The 16932-nt window shown below is 43.4% G+C and carries 5 protein-coding genes; 2 read left to right on the top strand and 3 right to left on the bottom strand.

Features of this window, described 5'->3' with window-relative positions:
• Positions 1-94: 94 nt before the first annotated feature.
• Positions 95-2770 (bottom strand): alkaline phosphatase family protein, encoded by a 2676-nt coding sequence (locus V7L12_RS06715; protein WP_335083220.1) that lies wholly within the window; start codon positions 2768-2770, stop codon positions 95-97.
• A gap of 410 nt (positions 2771-3180) precedes the next feature.
• Entirely contained in the window at positions 3181-7953 is a 4773-nt protein-coding gene (locus V7L12_RS06710; protein ID WP_335083218.1) for an esterase-like activity of phytase family protein, read from the bottom strand.
• Positions 7954-8526: 573 nt separating this feature from the next.
• Here V7L12_RS06710 and V7L12_RS06705 point away from each other — a divergent pair.
• Positions 8527-11052 (top strand): molybdopterin-containing oxidoreductase family protein, encoded by a 2526-nt coding sequence (locus V7L12_RS06705; RefSeq protein ID WP_335083216.1) that lies wholly within the window; start codon positions 8527-8529, stop codon positions 11050-11052.
• A gap of 34 nt (positions 11053-11086) precedes the next feature.
• Here the strand turns inward: V7L12_RS06705 and V7L12_RS06700 are convergent, their stop codons facing one another.
• Positions 11087-16501 (bottom strand): phytase, encoded by a 5415-nt coding sequence (locus V7L12_RS06700; protein ID WP_335083214.1) that lies wholly within the window; start codon positions 16499-16501, stop codon positions 11087-11089.
• Between the two features lie 122 nt (positions 16502-16623).
• Here V7L12_RS06700 and V7L12_RS06695 point away from each other — a divergent pair, with 122 nt between their 5' ends.
• Complete coding sequence (locus tag V7L12_RS06695) at positions 16624-16764, top strand: hypothetical protein (protein ID WP_334822950.1); 141 nt, start codon at positions 16624-16626, stop codon at positions 16762-16764.
• The last annotated feature ends 168 nt before the right edge of the window (positions 16765-16932 follow it).

The raw sequence follows: 16932 nt of genomic DNA, 5'->3' as shown, positions 1-16932 counted from the left end.
CCCACAATAACGAACTATTTGCTGTAGTCTACGTAATTGAAAACCGCTGTTTCAACTGATAGTTATTTCTGCCACGCTGCGCTAGCCGAATAGACTAAGCCACAACACTAGCAGAGAAAACGAAGTCATTTGCAGTCAGGCTAGTTGAGGTAAGTTGTAGTAATGAAGCCAACTCTGTATTTCCGGTTTTTATGATAGTGTCAGCGCCCTGTTGCAATAGGGTTAGGGCACTAAACTGAGTAACGCCAATACCGCCCAGCCCGATTTTATCAATTCCGATCGCAAAATCAGTCACAATATTCTTGCTAGTTGGCAGACTGGCGTTAGCAATCCAGAATTGGTCAGCACCAGCACCACCATTCAGGCTATTACTACCCTGTTGACCAGCAAATAGCACATCATCACTATCGCCACCAAAGAGCGAATCATTCATACTAGAGAAGAGTTTGTCATCCCCAGAGCCACCATATAGTCGGTTATTGTTACCTTCACTTTTGAGAGTGTCATTGCCTGAGCCACCGAAAGATAATTGACGAAAACCTTCAAATACTGTCAGTGTATCAGCACCCGCGCCTCCAAACAGGTTATTAGTACCACTGGCTTCAACTACAATAACTTGGTCATTATCATTGCCACCATCGGCACTAGTGTTGCTAGCAGGACTATTTGCGCCAATCAAGACTTGATCGTTACCGTCTCCTGCGGACACTGAAGAGTTACTGCCAACTACTAGCGTATCATCACCCTTGCCAGTCTGGATTGTGTTACCTTTATTACCTTCTACAAAGTCTGCTCCGTCACCTGTAAATAAGGTTTGATTTGGCTTGAGGGTGAGATCATTACTACTGGTAGAACCAAATTGAAGGTCTAGTGTTGTTAGTCCAACAGTGCGACCATCAAACCCTGCCGCTGTAAAGTACTGAGTATTGCCTACACTCTGAGAATCCAGAATTGTTGCTTGACCATTAGTAGTTTCTTCCGAAGTCAAGACTTGTTTAGTGGAGGGAACTACATCCGGGCCTCCCACCAGTGCTTCTGTAATGGCACGACCTTTCAAATCGCCATTACTGGGAATTTCTAACCCTAAAATACGAGCAAGTGTAGGTGTTACATCAGCATTACTGACGGGTGCATAGTCCACATAACCTTGTTTAAAATCAGGGCCAATAGCCTCCATATTATTGAAGGTATCACCTCGGCCAAAGCTGCCATGCATCCCCTGCCCTTGCTGTAAAGTTGTATCAGCAATTTCTACTTGAGCTTGAGGGTTGTTTGGGTTATTTAGGTCGGTGCTAAAGGTTTTAAAGTTGATAACTATAGATGGAACTGGTGTTTGAGCATCACCTTTTAGCCCGATCGCACTCAGAGGTAAAGCACCTGGGATGTTTCCATAAGCATCGTCTACAAAAATACCACTGATGTAGTCTTTTTGCGAAAGCAAATTCACTACCTGTTTAGCTAAATCAGCATTGCCATTAGGCAGATAAATCAGGTCAGAACCACCATTGGCAGCTACAACTATCTTTGTAGCTGGGTCAAGTTGGCCATTAATTACCTGACCTGTACCTCCAATTACACCATTTCCAGAAATAGGACGTTGACCTTGTGTAGCATCAACAGTGGCATACTGGATGTGGTTCAGGTCTGGGGGAAGAGTTGTAGGGTTAGGATCGTATAAGGGTAGACCTAGATCGTGAGCCAAATCAATCGCCACAAAGCCTGCGGGTAAAAATCCTGGATTTACGCCTGCATAAGTTTGGGTGGCAGCATAACTTGTAGTTTTTGTGCCTTGGCTATCAATAGCTTGTTTGCTGATAGTAGAAAAACCGTGGTCGGAAGTAATAAAGACATCAGTAGTCTTGTCTAAACCTGTACTTTTGAGATAGTCAAGAAGTTGCTTTAAATTATCATCAGCATTTTTCACCCCAGCTTTGGGAGTAGGGCCATTAATACCTGGTGTCAAGGTGTTTAAGCTATCACCTTGATTATGTTGACTACCATCAGGATCTCTTGACCAGTACACCAATGCAAATGGTTTAGCATCTTCCTGAAACTTGGGTATAATTACCTTGGTTGTGGCATCTGCAAAGTATTGTTGTTGAGCCACATTGGCATTCAGGGTTCCTGGAGTTGTGTTGTTACCAGCTGGCTGGACTCGCGGTGTCGGTTTTACATCTAGACCAGCGGCTTGTAAGCGATTGACAATATCTGGATCGAGTGGAACACCAGAAGGTGAACCAGCGGCTGTAGTCGGCGGTGTTGCACCATTTGTAGTGTCATCAATAATTATTGTATCGGGAGTAGGAATAGTACCCGTAGTACCACCTTCTCGGTTAACTTGTGTAACATCTTGGATCGCAACTGGCCCTAATTTACCAACTGCTGCGGTGTTGAAACCCTGCGATCGCGCGTAAGCTAGAAGTGACTCTTCATCTAAAAAGTTGTTACCGGGAAACTTTTCATCGATATCCCCCAGAACCGCATCATTTTCGATGAATGGTGTGACACTACCATTGGCATTAGGACTAGGAAAACCAGTGTAGATAGTGTTACTAAAGTCGCCTGTATCACCAAGATAATGCCCCGTGGCGATCGCAGCAGCATTCGGAGTGGTAAATGTCGGAAACAGCGAATGACTATTGGCGAAACTAACTCCTTGCTGACGGATGCTATATAAAGTTGGGGTATCAATGGGGTTTACAGAACCGTTACGCAATCCATCTGCAACAAAAATAATCACATTTCTACCGTTGCCATTTGTATCAGCCATACCGATTACTCCTTAAGTATTATGAGCTACGAGCGATGCCTACGGCTGGCTACGCCTACGCAGCAATTGTGTGTCTATAGACTGAGCGATTAATTACACTCAAGCCAAGCGAAAAACTATTGGCTACAGAAACCTAAGTAGTATTTGCCGACAAAATGCTTAGTGTCCACACAAACTAGTGCAGACAATTAAATGAACTTAACTTTGGTTACTGTTTCAAAAGATAGTTTTTCAATGTTTAAGGAAAGTTATAAACAAGTTAAGATTTCGGACAAAAAGTAAAATAATTTTTAAATACAAAATTACTAATAGATATAAAAAGCGAGGGAATATGATTCCCCCGCATTAGCAAAATCGCTACAGCTTAACTAATGAATGAATGTTGAATCTAAGCTGTAATCATCTTTTGGCTAAACGATACTCGCAGAAAAAACAAAATCATTTGCTGTAAGGCTAGTTACTGTAATTCCCAGCAACGAAGCCAACTCTATATTTCCAGTTTTCACGATAGTATCATTACCCTGTTGCAACAATGTTAAAGCACTAAATTGAGCGATACCAACACCGCCAAGCCCGATTTTATCAATGCCGATCGCAAAGTCAGTCACGATATTCTTGCTAATTGGCAGACTGGTATTAGCAATCCAGAATTGGTCAATACCAGCACCACCACTGAGGCGATCGCCACCCCCTTGTCCAGCAAATAGCACATCATCGCCATCGCCACCAAATAGCGAATCATTCACACCACAGAAGAGTTTGTCATCGCCAGAACCACCGTAGAGACGGTTATTGCTACCTTGACTCTTGAGAGTGTCGTTACCTGAGCCACCGAAGGATAATTGACGCGAACCTTCAACAACTGTCAAAGTATCATTACCTGCTGCCCCAAGTAAATTATTAGTACCATTGGCTTCTACTACGGTAATTTCATCATCACCAGCACCACCATCAGCATTAGTGTTGTTAGCAGGGCTATTTGCGCCAATTAAGACTTGATCGTTATCGTTCCCTGTGGACACCGAGGAATCACTACCGACTACCACAGTGTCTTCACCATTCCCAGTCACAATTGTGTTACCTTTAGTACCCTCTACAAAATCTGCTGCGTCACCTGTGAATAAGGTTTGATTGGGCTGAACGGTAATATCATCGCTGCTATTAGAGCCAAATTTAATTTCTTCAGCTTGAGGTTGACCTAAGCCAGGAGCAAGGTTAAGGGGCTTCTCTAACTTCAGTTCTAGAATCTCATTGTTGTCTATAACTGGATTTTGAGGATCGTTCCCAGGACGACCTGTTGAGAAAGGATAGTTGTTGTCATTAGCTACCAAAATGGTATTTTTGTCAACAACTAAAACATTTTCAATTGTTTGAAAGGGGAAGTCAAAGTTAGTTTTGCCATCTCCATTGAGGTCATTGGGGTCTTGGATATTTAACAAATCTGCAACTTCTTCTTTAGCGACATAGCCATTAGAATCTGTTTTAGACAAGTCTATTTTGTAGACCCTCTTAAATTTAGCCGCAGCCCCTTGATTGTTATCCCGTTCAATGACTAGATACTCATTATCATTAATGACTGCTAAATCCCCGATGGAATTTGACGGATTATCCAATCTGTAGTAACGTAACTGCTCGCTGTATTTGTGGCTGGCTAAATCAAATTCGTTAATCCGCAAAGCACCAGGAGTATCACCTTGAACTGTACCTTCTAGGAGGAAGTAAAGCTTAGTTTTGCTGGCGTTGATTGCTCCGCCTTCAAAACCTTTGGAGCTAGCCAAGTTAGCAAAAGCATCTCCTGAAAGTACATCGGGGTTTTGTGGCGATCGCACTACATTATACTGAGGATCGTCTCTGAGTTGATCCCGTACTTTATCCCCGATATCTGGGAAATCTGTAAATAGCGCATCTACACCTAATTGATAGAACTGCTGAATTTCTAGCTCTAGCTTGCCTTTGTAATCTGCTGCTAAATACTGATCTTCCGCCCGGAAGGTGTAAGGATGAACCTGCAAACCAGCGTTGTGAGCATCTTGAATTAAGGTTGAGGCAGGTAACGTCGTTTGATCAGCCTCATTTACTACCCCATCCCCATTGACATCATCTGCCTTGCCATCGCCATTAGCATCAGTACCTTTGACACTAACAATCATCCGCTTCCAAGGGCCAATGCCATCAGCATAAGTGGCAACTTCAGCTAAACCTTCTGGAGTTCGCAAGTCGCCATAAGTGCGAGTGTCACCACTGACTTTCAAATCATAAGGCTGACTCTCGATAATCTTACCGTTGATATCAATGTCACTGGCATCTAGAAGTTGGACAAGTGGAATATCCACTCCTGCCGCAGGCATAATGCGATCGTGCAGTTCTTTGAGGTTACTCACTTCAAAGGACTGGATGAAGATGCGACTTGGGTCAGTGAAGTTATTTGCTTTGAGCGTATCGATGAGTAACTGACTGATGTTTCTGTGTATTTTGTCCGTAGTGCCTACATAAGTGGCTTCATCGACCAAATAGGTCGGATGCTTAGTTTCTGGGTAGATGCCAATCTTTTTACCTGTGTCGGCTTCTACATCTTTAACTAAATTGATGATTTCTGTAAGAGTAGGAATCTCAAATTTATCGTCAAAGGAATGATCGCGGAAAGATAAACGTTCTTCTGCTCGTAAAGTCTTGATTTCAGCTAAGGTGAAATCTTCAGCAAACCAACCTGTAATTGTGTTTCCATCTAAACTTACTGTTTTTTTGCGATCGGCAAACTCTGGATGTTTGTAAACATCTGTGGTTGTGTTGTTGAAATTGACAGTGCCATCAGCATTTAAAACTGCTAACGCTGGCTCATGGCGGGCAATTAGCACACCATCTTTTGTCACAACCAAATCAGGTTCAATGAAGTTAGCGCCGCGCTCTATTGCTTGCTTATAAGACTCTAAGGTGTGTTCTGGACGATAGCCACTTGCACCTCTGTGACCAATAACTTTAGGTGCTTCTCCATCTAATGTTTTGAATTGGTCGGGTGTAGCAATGGGAGCCTCTAATAACTTACCAGTGGCATCAAAATGCAGCAAGTAGGGGCCAAACTCGTCTCCAATCCAGATTGTCCCATCTTTATCAAAGACGAATGACTCTACATCAAAGTCTGCACCAGTTAGTAATCTGTCATTAGTTCCTTCGTTAACAATTCCAAAAGGAACTTTGTGGTTAGGGTCAGACAGTTGAATATAGTCTAAAACTTTAACGCTGCCGTCTCCATTTTCTGTTCCCTTAAAATTTGGGTCTAGACGATTGATTCGCAATCGAAAATCTGCACTATTATCTTTGCTACCGTAACCGTTATCTGACAGGAAGTAGAAAGAGTTGTTGTTAGCAAATTGAACACCACTAAAGCCTTGTATTGGCTGTCCTGGGAAAGGCCCGGTTCTACCATTCGCTGAAACGTCTTCGCCAGAAGCAGGCCCATCAATAAAAGTATCAGCAGGTAATGAGGCAAAGCCTACTAACTCAACTTTTGGCACTATTGAGGCAAACATCGTTTGGTAGATGTGGGTTTGATCGTTTAAACCTGCAATTCCTGGAATATCAGAACCGTAGGCGTTATAACCTTTACCTACCAAGCTATTTAATACTTCAGAACCAGCACCTTGGTAGTAAACAGGTACCGGACGGTTAGTGTGAGTTCCCCAACCATACTTGACAGTGGGATCTGACCCCCAGTAGTGTCCAACTTCTGCTGGGGTATCCAAATTAGTTAATGCTTCAGCACTTTGATTTTTTACTAAAGTCGGAAAGTCACCATCAAGAGTCAGGTAGTGATCGTGGTCAGCAGTAACGATAAGTTGGTTTTCTTCCCAACCACCATTTTTTTCGATCCAGTCAATCGTAGATCCAACTGCCTTATCGAAGTCCAAGGTGGTGCCGATCAAATTGTCCATGTTGTTATCATGGGCAGACCAATCGATATCGCCACCCTCAACCATCAACCAGAAACCATCGGGGTCTTTAGCTAATACATCTAATGCAGCACTTGTCAAGTCTTTGAGAGTTGGGTTTTCGTTAACCTCTTTGGCAATGAAAGATGCATCCGTCTCTCCAGGAAGCAGTGGACGTGTGGTGTCCACTTTGGTGTTATCACCTTGGTTAGTGAAAACGCTGAACATATCTAAACCAGTGGTGCTGTAGTCGCCGTTGGCAGAACTTACAGGCAAGTTACCATTTTGACCACGCGCACCGTATAGACCGAAGAGGCGATCGCCTTTTTCTGGATCGATTGTCGCCGCAGTTTCAGCTAGTTTCTGTGCGGCATTTTCACCCCGCTCCAAAAAGGTGTAATCGTAGATGTTATTAGTTGGTTTAGTGCTAAGTTCTGTGTAGGTAGATTGACTAATATATTCATTGCTCCTATTCGGCTCAACTCCTGCTGGTAGTAAGTCTCCAGGAGCTGAAAGTGGGTGTCCACCACCAAGTAATACCGTCGGTTGATAGACACGGAGTTGCTGTTGCAGGATGTTGTCTAATGCCGGATAGTCAGCATCATACTTGCTGCGACGGTTAACGTTGGCAGCAGCAGCAGCAGGTGTGGCGTGGTCAATGGGAACTGAAGTTACCAAACCAGTAGATTTACCAACTTCGTTTGCAGTTTTGAGAATTGTTTCTAGAGGATTCTCAAAAATATCAACGCCAACAGCGTTGTTGTAGCTCTTGACGCCAGTGTACAGAGTTGTCGCGGTGTTTGCAGAGTCAGGATAGCTGTACTTAATATATTCAGGATCGTTACCAGGAGTCCAAGGATTAACACCACCTCTGGTAGGGTCATAACCTACTAGATTTCCAACAGCACCATCACTAACTTTTGCACCACCTGTTGGGGTATTACCTGGGTTAAAAGTTGGATCAAAGGTGAAACCAGGGCGAACCGGGCTTTCTCCTGTGATCGGATTAGTACCGTCAAGAGCGGAATTCCCATTACCAAAAACTCCATTACTATCAGCGATCGTTGTCCCATAGGTGGTTGCCAAACCGTAGCCTTGGAGTGTTTGAAAGTTGAGTCCTTGACCCTTACCTTGTGTATAAAAATCACTCAGATTAGCACCTGTCTTACCATTTTGAATCTCTTTGTAGATGGACGCAGCACGAGCCATTTCCCAGCCCATACCATCCCCAATCATAATAATGACGTTCTTAGCCATGAAAGAGAATCTCCCTGTGTTTAATTGTTGAGATGGTCTTCGCTCTAGTGGAATCAAAAAAGTAATACAGCAGAATTCAAATTAGTGAGGTACACAAGCTAAGTCTGTTACCCAGGAATAAAGCGTGTTTTACTCCTGTTAGCGCAGCGGGGCGTAGCCCATTCTGAATTCTGTATTCTGCTGTATTATTAGGGCAAAATTTGTAGTTCTAGACATCTAGAGATGTAGTTGACTTGTAAACTTGTTGAGTCTGAACTATTAAATATCAACCACTATAATTGACATCTCACTAGAGGATTAAGGTATCAAAATTAACAAATTTAATTGCATGTTAATTAACATACATAGCAAAAGTTGTGAAAAAATTGTGGACTGGTTAAGAAATGTTGTATTGCAATCTTTTGCTTAATGTGTTGTCAAAAATTTTGTGTATATTTCTGATAATATAATTTTTTTTGCACTTCTATGTTAGTGATTAAATTGCCCAAGTATTTAGTTTTTAATAAAAAGCCGACTTTGCTATGTTTTTGTGAAAAGCTGTAGTCAGTGCGAAATAATAAGGAGACTATCTCCATGACATCAAAGAGCAGGAAAAAGACCTCACGGCGTAGTTTTCTCCAAGGAGTAGCCATTAGCACAGCTGCGGTTACTGGAGTTGAGTTACTAAAAAAAGATGTGGCAGATGCAGCAGATGCAGCAAGTGAAGTGTATTGCGGAGAGATTCCTTCTCAAAGCACTGAATTTGACTTTACCGAGAAATCAGCAGCCTTACAGCCAGACAAGATTGTTAATAGTGCTTGCCAATTTTGTAATTCTCTGTGTCGTCTGAAAGTTCATGTCAAAGACGGACGGATCGTAGATGTCTTAGGTGAACCGGACGATCCAGTACAGGCTGGTGGTTTTTGCATCAAGGGGCCAATGATGACTGAGCTAGTCTACAATCGCTTTCGGCTAAAATACCCGATGAAGCGGGTTGCAGGAGAGAAAGGTTCACCAGATTCACAATTTGAGCAGATTTCTTGGGATGAAGCTCTTTCAATCATCGCCAGCAAGTTCTTGGCACTTAGAGATGCTGGAGAAGCTAGAGCGATCGCGAATAAAACTTCTGGTAGATTACCACGGGGAACAGGTTCTTTGGTCGGACGCTATTTCAATTTGTTGGGCAGTCCCAACGATACTGATGTCGGGCCTGTATGTAACGATGCTGGTGGGAATGCCTTGGCTTGGACATTTGGATTAGGCAATTTTACCAATGGTTACGGGATTGATGGCGCGACTAAAAAAGAAGACTTAGGCTCAGCTAAATTTTTCCTGTTTTTGGGTACGAATCAAGCAGAAACTCATCCTGTTACCTTTACTTACCTTTTGAGAAGCCGAGCGAAAACCAAAGCCAAATTAGTAGTCATCGACCCACGCTTAACTCCCACAGGAGCGCAAGCTGATGAGTGGATTGCACCCAAACCACACACAGACTTGGCTTTAGTCTTAGCAATGCTTTACCACATAGTTACTCATAACTTATATGATGCTGCTTTTGTACAAAAGTGGGTGCTGGGTTTTGAAGAACTCAAAAAACACCTCAAGAGCAATAATTACACACCAGAATGGGCGGCAGAAATTACGGATGTTCCAGTATCAAAAATCAAATTTATAGCTGAAACTTATGCTAAAACCAAGCCTGCTGCCATTTTCTGCAATGCAGGCATTTCCCATCAACTGAATGCTTTTGATACTTACCGCTGTCTGGCATTCTTGGCGGCGATTACGGGCAATATTGGTATTCCTGGTGGTGGCTGCAATTTTATGCACAACACTTGGCCAGGGGGATTAAATCTACCACCGATTCAAGGCAAAATACCTAAAAAAGATATAGCTTTACCAGTTGGGCCGGATTATCTTAGCGAAGCTATCATCTCCGGTCAACCTTATCAACTCAAAGCACTCATAACTCAAGGCAATCCTCTGCTAGCTTGTTCCAACACAACTAAAGTACAACAGGCTTACCGCCAATTAGAATTTTATGTTTACACGGGATTATTTATGGAGGAATCGGCTTATTATGCCGACATCATCTTGCCCGTCACCAGTGGTTTTGAGATGGAAACTGTTTATATGCGACGAGACGATAGGGCAATTCGTTGGCAACAACAAGTAGTTGCGCCTGTAGGTGAATCAAAACCAGATTGGCACATTTGGATTGAATTAGCACACGCCACAGCTAAATTAGACAAACGTAATCCACCGCAATACTGGCAGGACAACTTTCCTTTAGCGTGGAAAGACTACCGCCATCTGTGGGCAACTTTTGTGGCGAACACTCCAGGCATGGCTGGTATGACTCAACAAAGGCTGAGTGAACGCACCGAACCCTTACGTTGGCCTTGCCCAACAGTAGATCATCCTGGTGTCAGCACTCTTTATCTGGATCGTTCGTCTTGGTATCAGGCCGCAGAAAGCCTCAATGTTGATAATATTGGTAAGCGATTTCTAACTCCTAGTGGAAAAGTGGAAATCTACACTTCACAGTTACAAAAGCAGTTGACAAAAGCAGGACACTCTGCATTACCTATTTTCTATACCCACCCAGAAGTTACAGGTAGAAATCCTACAATCGAGTATCTAGCAGAACTAGTAAAAAATCCGGTGAATCCCCACGCACTGACTCACAATGTGAAGTTGGGAAAACTTTCAACTAGTGAAATACATAAAAAGTACCCACTAATGGGGACTACTGGCAGGTCTAGTATAGTTCATTTTCATTCTGTTACTCACTGGACTTACACAGGCAAGCAAAAAAATGGTGTTCGCTTAGTACAAATTCACCCAAAAACCGCGCAAACTGCTGGTATTGAAAATGGTGATGAGATTATTGTCGAAAGTCCCAGAGGATCGATCAAAGGCACAGCATTGCTTTGGGAGGGAATTCGAGAAGATACTATTTTTGTGCCTAATTGGTTTGGTTCCCAACAACAAATGGCTCAAGATTTAGGCACACCATACTATGAAGCAGCTAATGTCTTGATTGACCAAAAGTACTATGACAATCTTTCAGGACAGCAAGCTTTTAAATGTTTTGCGTGCCGAATAACAAAAGCATAATGGAAACTTATATCATGTCCGACTAATTAGTTATTTAACCTACAACACTGACAGAGAAAACAAAGTCATTTGCTGTGAGCCTAGTTGATGTAATTCCTAGCAATGAAACTAACTCGGTATTTCCGATTTTCACGATCGTATCACTACCCTGTTGCAATAGTGTCAGGGCACTAAACTGAGTAACACCAATACCGCCCAGCCCGATTTTATCAATGCCAACTGTAAAATCAGTCACAATATTCTTGCTAATTGGCAGACTGGCGTTAGCAATCCAGAATTGATCGACACCAGTATTACCAGTGATGCTATTACTACCCCTTTGACCAGCAAATAGCACATCATCACCATCGCCACCAAACAGGGAGTCATTGACATTAGAGAAGAGTCTGTCATCTCCAGAACCACCGTAGAGACGGTTATTGCTACCGTTACTCGTGAGGGTGTCGTTACCTGAGCCACCGAATAATGATTGACGAGAACCTTCAATTACCGTGAGATTATCATCACCTGTCGCCCCAAACAAATTATTACTACCACTGGCTTCTACCACAGTAATAACATCATCACCACTGCCACCATCGGCACTGGTATTTTGAACCGAGCCATTTTGACCAATAAATATGCGATCGCTACCATCTTCCCCGAAAATTGAAGAGTCACTGCCTGCAAGCACTGTGTCATCACCGTTTCCAGCCAGGATTTTGTTATCTGGAGCGCCTTCTACAAAGTCTGCTCCGTCACCTGCACTAAAGAATTGTCCTGGCTCAAGATTGACAGTATCGCTGTTGCTAGAACCAAAACCGTTCGGAAAAGTAGGTTGTACAGTTGTCAGATTATTGGGTAATTCGAGAATACTGAGTTTTTCAGCAGCCGTATTACCCGTAATGTTGAAGTCGTTGTCGTTAATCAAGGCTAGAGTATTGGGTGCTACCAATGCTAGACCTTCTAATTTTTCCACCCCGGTATAACCTAACTGAGCAGCATTAGCAATTAAACTCTTGCTGACAGGGGTAATATTGGCAGCAGTTAACTCCGCAGAGGTCAGTTGTTCAATAGTTTTACCAACTGGCAAGGTAAAGTTAGCAGGGTTGTTGATGTTGGTTGCTCCAGCTAAATCAATTTGGTAAATTAATTTATTGCCAGCAGATATAGCATTGTCATCTCGCTCAACTACTGCAAATTTGCCGTTACCCAAGGAAACTGCATCGCCAATCTTATCGGTTCCTGGTAGACCTTCTAGACGATATAAATACTCTCCTGTTACTTGCTTGCTGACAATATCAAACTCCAGAATTCGCAGGTTGAGAGAAGCTTTAGAAGTCGCATCATTGGCGACATCTGGATTATCGATCGCACTCTGAATAAAGGCATATAATTTATTACCTTCTAGTGCGACAGCTTCAAATCCTCGGTTATTGCGGCGTTGGGCATAAACCGTTGGCAATACCTCTGTGCCAAAAGTTCCCACAGGTTGATGTGGGTTGGGTGCTGTGGCAGTTCCTTGAGGGATAAAGCGCTCAATCAGCTTTCCATTAGTATCAAAGTGGTAGATGGAAGGACGGTACTCATCTACCAGCCAGTAATCACCATTTTCTGCAACTACAATTCCCTCTAAGTCAGCGCCCAAAGGATCGTTAGCTAGAACCTTGTTGTCTAAGTCAACGGCAATTTCATCTGTGTAGGCTAAACCGTTTGCTACACCTTGTAGGTTAGGCAGTCCCGTTAATGGCGTCGTTCCATCTTGGTGAAATAGCTTTGTTCTGTTAGTAATGCTGATTTCACCTGTAGTGCGGTTGAGTTCAAAGCTGACTATTTCTGGCTGAAAGTCGGGTAAGAAAAATGGTCTGTTTGAACCATTAGATTCTCCATTGGGGCCACGGTCTGTGTTGGTGAAAAATTTCAGGTTGCCATTTGCTGCAAACCCTTGGAAATACAATCCAGAAAAACCACCCAAGAAAATATCTTGATTTTCAGAGGTTGTACCTAATTTCGGTAGGTTTTCAAATTCATAGATAGTCAGCTTGGGTTGGGCAACAGGATTGCGAGGATCGTAACTAGTGGTGTCGATATTTAGAGAATTGGGGAAGGAATTGGCTATATTCTCCCAAGGCACCAGCTTAAAGTTAGAGTTGACGTTTTCGCCATTGATTGTCTTGGCAGGTTCATTGGAGCCGTCTTGGGTGACAAATAAACCAAATGGGAAGTTAGGCCCCAGTGGCACGTTAATGACATCGGCACCATCTGACTCTTGCACGCTGTCAATTGACCCATTGTTACCAATGGCAAAGTTACCCACGTATTCGTTGTTACCTTCACGAGTGTAAGTAACAAAGGTGCTATCACCTTGGCTGGATGCTAGCAGGTAGCCTGTACCGTTTTTGCCGTAGTAGATGGTCAAGCCTTCGGCGTCATCGGTGAGGTGAGAACCACCCTCAAAACGAACGCGATCAATCAGCTTACCTGTTGTGCTACCGTCCGGTTCTGCCTGGAATTTCCAAATGCCCACATCTTCTTGGGCTATGTAGAGAAAACCGGTTTCTTGGTCAACCACCATACCCTCTGTTTGGGAAGAACGCCCTGCTGCCGTGGGCGAGGGAATGGTGAACTCCCGCACCAGTTCAGATCCAATTTTGCCATTACCTTTGTCAATCAATTTGAACTGAGCTATATCTCCAGTTTGTCGGCGACTGGTAAAGACATAGTAATCATTAGTTATGGGGCTACGGTATAAGGTAAGTCCATAAGAACTGCGAGTTGATGCGGAATAGGGAGGTTCAAAAGGTGATGCTTGGAAGATAGTACCAATGTTGCTATCGGTGATATCTTCCAAGTATTGTCCGGGGGTGTTGGGGTTAATTTTGAAGATTGCTAGTTTATCATTGCCGCGATCGCTAGCTACGGCAATATCAACAGATTGATTGCCTAATTGAAAACCGTATTGCAAGTCAATATTATTGTAGCGAATACCACCAGGATTAACTGTTTGCAACAAATTACCAGACAAGTCATAAACTCGCAGTCCAGCATTTTTGACTGACGTCAATACTAGGCTCTCGGCAGAATTTGTGGCGTTCACATAGATAGCAGGATCATCAGCATCGGCACGTTGATCCACTGGTAGGGTTTCATCGTCCAATAAATCGGGACGAGTTTCTACTCTGGGTGCAGCAGTTGGAACTAAGTCTGCATTCAAAGTGAGGATTTGGGTAAATTGGCTTTGATTGAAGTTGTTATCACTTACCAGCACAATCGACTGGCTACCATTTGCTAGTTTTGGGCCAAAGGTAATACCCTCGATGTTATCTGTACCGTTAGGCAAGTTTAAGTCATTTAAATTCAACAGTAAGCGCTTTTGAGCAGGTTTGATAGTAGCTAGTTGTTCTGTACTCAAATTATTGAGAGAATTGTAGAAGCTAATGTCAGTTGCACCTTGCAAAGAAACTTCGTAGATTTTGATCGTGTTGCCTACACCTTGAGCAAAGGAGCGTTCCAACGCTAGGACAGTGCCACGATTATCGATCGCTAATAAATCTGCCAAACCATTGTCAGCTGAACCTGTGCTAGGGTTGGGCGATTCGGGTATTGCATCAGTAATATAGAGGTATTCTTTTTCTGGTTGTCCACTAACCAGATTGTATTGCAGAATCCGGGAACGGCTGCCACTGGTGAGCGAAGCCTTTAATCCATCTTGGGACAGCGCGTTTTCGGTGGCGGTGAATAAGGTTTTCTCATCGGGTGTAATGGTGAGGCTTTCAAAGGCTAAGTTATTGTAAACGCCTGATATCTGCGTATCACCTGCATCTACAATACCGTTGCTGTTGGTATCTTCTACTACTGGCAGGAATTTGCTGGGGACAAATAGTGAGCGTACTTCTTGCCCTGTGGTCAGCGAAAACTCTTTAATAAAGGGATTGGTAACACGACCAGCACCAGGGTTTACTTCGCCTTCGGAAGAGATGAAGACTGTACCTTTGTTGCTAAAAGCAATACCTTCTGGGTCAAGGCTGTTGGTTGCAAAAAAGTTGCCGTTGGTATCTTTCAAGGTGGTGACATTAGTAAAATTCACCCCGGAATCGGTGGCAGTAAAGGTATAAAAGCGAGCAGGGGCAACTTGGGAGCGATCGTCTGAGATTGCATAGTAGCGGTTGTTAACTGCATCGTAGGTGACACCAGATAGTCCCCCTAGTGGAGTCGGTGTTCCATTCACAGTTCCCGCCGCGCCAGCAGGAATAAAGCCAGTAACAAAGGTAGTTTGTCCCACAAATCTTACATTGGGAATGGTTTTACCTGGTTCCGTTGCTTCGGTTTGCACATCTGCAAACACCAAGCGATGGTCAGAACTGGGGAAAGGAAAAGTACCTACCAAGGGAAACGTTGAATCAGTATTTAGAGGCCAAAATACTCCTGAGTTGGCAATTTTCAGGTCAGCGGAAGGTAGCACATAGTCAGTCCGTAGGTTTCCGGGAGTATTATCAGCAAAGTCTGCGGTGTCAAAGCTAGGATTACCCTTTTGGCTAGCGTTTGCACCACCCTGCAAATCTGCTTGTTGGCGCGCACCCAGACTGGTAGGGATGACATTAGTATTGATATTGGGATTTTGCAAGAGTTGGCGAATAGCGTTGTCAAAACTATCACCATCCAAAGGATCTGCATTTTGGTCGCCGACAATCACAAAGCTTGATCCAGCATCAATACCGCCTATTTTACCCTCGTCATCATAAATGTAATTAGCATTACCAGGGGTTATGTAGTCTGCCCAAAAGCGGATCTCGTCGTGGTTACGCTTACCGTTGCGGTCTTCCGCACCATCAAAGGTTGGGGGTGTGGGGTGGCTGGCGAGGATGTGAATTGTCTCGCCGTTTACCTGGATGGGTACATCCCAGTGACTTTTAGAAGAAAGGCGTAGAACTGCCAATTCCTCCTCAGAATACCAATCATTTGGCTGTGGTGTTGTCGGCTCGTCGGGAAGCAAAGCATTGGGCATATCCTTCCAAAGGAAGTTTTGGAAGGTGCGGATGTTGGCAGTGTCGATGGGATATTTAGACAGCAGCAATATCCCGTATTGACCAGGGAAATTCCCAAATCCGAAAGCATCATCGCCGTATCCGGCTGCACCTGGGGTTGTAACTACTGTACCGTCGTTGTTTAAGTCAAAACCAGAGGCAATACCCGTATTGGAAGGAGCGATGTAAAAGTAAGGGTAGTCAACGGGAGTTGAACCATTCTGGCTGACGGCTAGGTAATTTTGCCGGAATAGTTGAACTGCCTGCGGCGAAGAGTCAAACTCGTTAATTAGCAACACATCCGGGTTATAACGCTGGATGATTTCTGCAACTGCCTTTGCTTGAGCATTGTCAGGAGTAGACAAATCACTGACTAACTGACCTTCAGCGTTCCGATTCAGGGAAGCATTGAACTGAGAAAAGCGAATTGTATTAGTAGTTACCATGTTTAATTGTGAGATAGATTCTAGATATTGGGAATGGGGAGTGGGGAGTGGGCGTTTCTGCGTTATATCAAGTCCGGTCGAATACTTATTATTAGGGCTAACGCGGGGACGCAGAGTTTTTTTTGATAAACAATTTAGATGGACACGAGCAGATTCAAACGATCGCTCTCAAGTTTCCCAAGGAGCGTAGTGTTGGTAATCGTAATATTTTGGGAAGTTTTGAAAGAGATAAAAGCAATATCGCCTTGTGTCAAAGCCATTAACAACGTCTCCTTCAATTTATTTTGTATTGTTTGAAAATCGCCTGAAAAGCTGATGTTCAGTAATAATTTGCAAACATAATCAAGTCACATTGACAATCGTAATATCACTATCAAAAAAACTATTTTTTAGTCAACAAAGCTACGGTTTTTATTAGTATTAATCCATAT

Origin of the sequence: Nostoc sp., assembly GCF_036918245.1 — a bacterium.
Classification (GTDB): Bacteria; Cyanobacteriota; Cyanobacteriia; order Cyanobacteriales; family Nostocaceae; genus Nostoc.
This window is presented reverse-complemented; position numbering and strand designations above follow the sequence as displayed.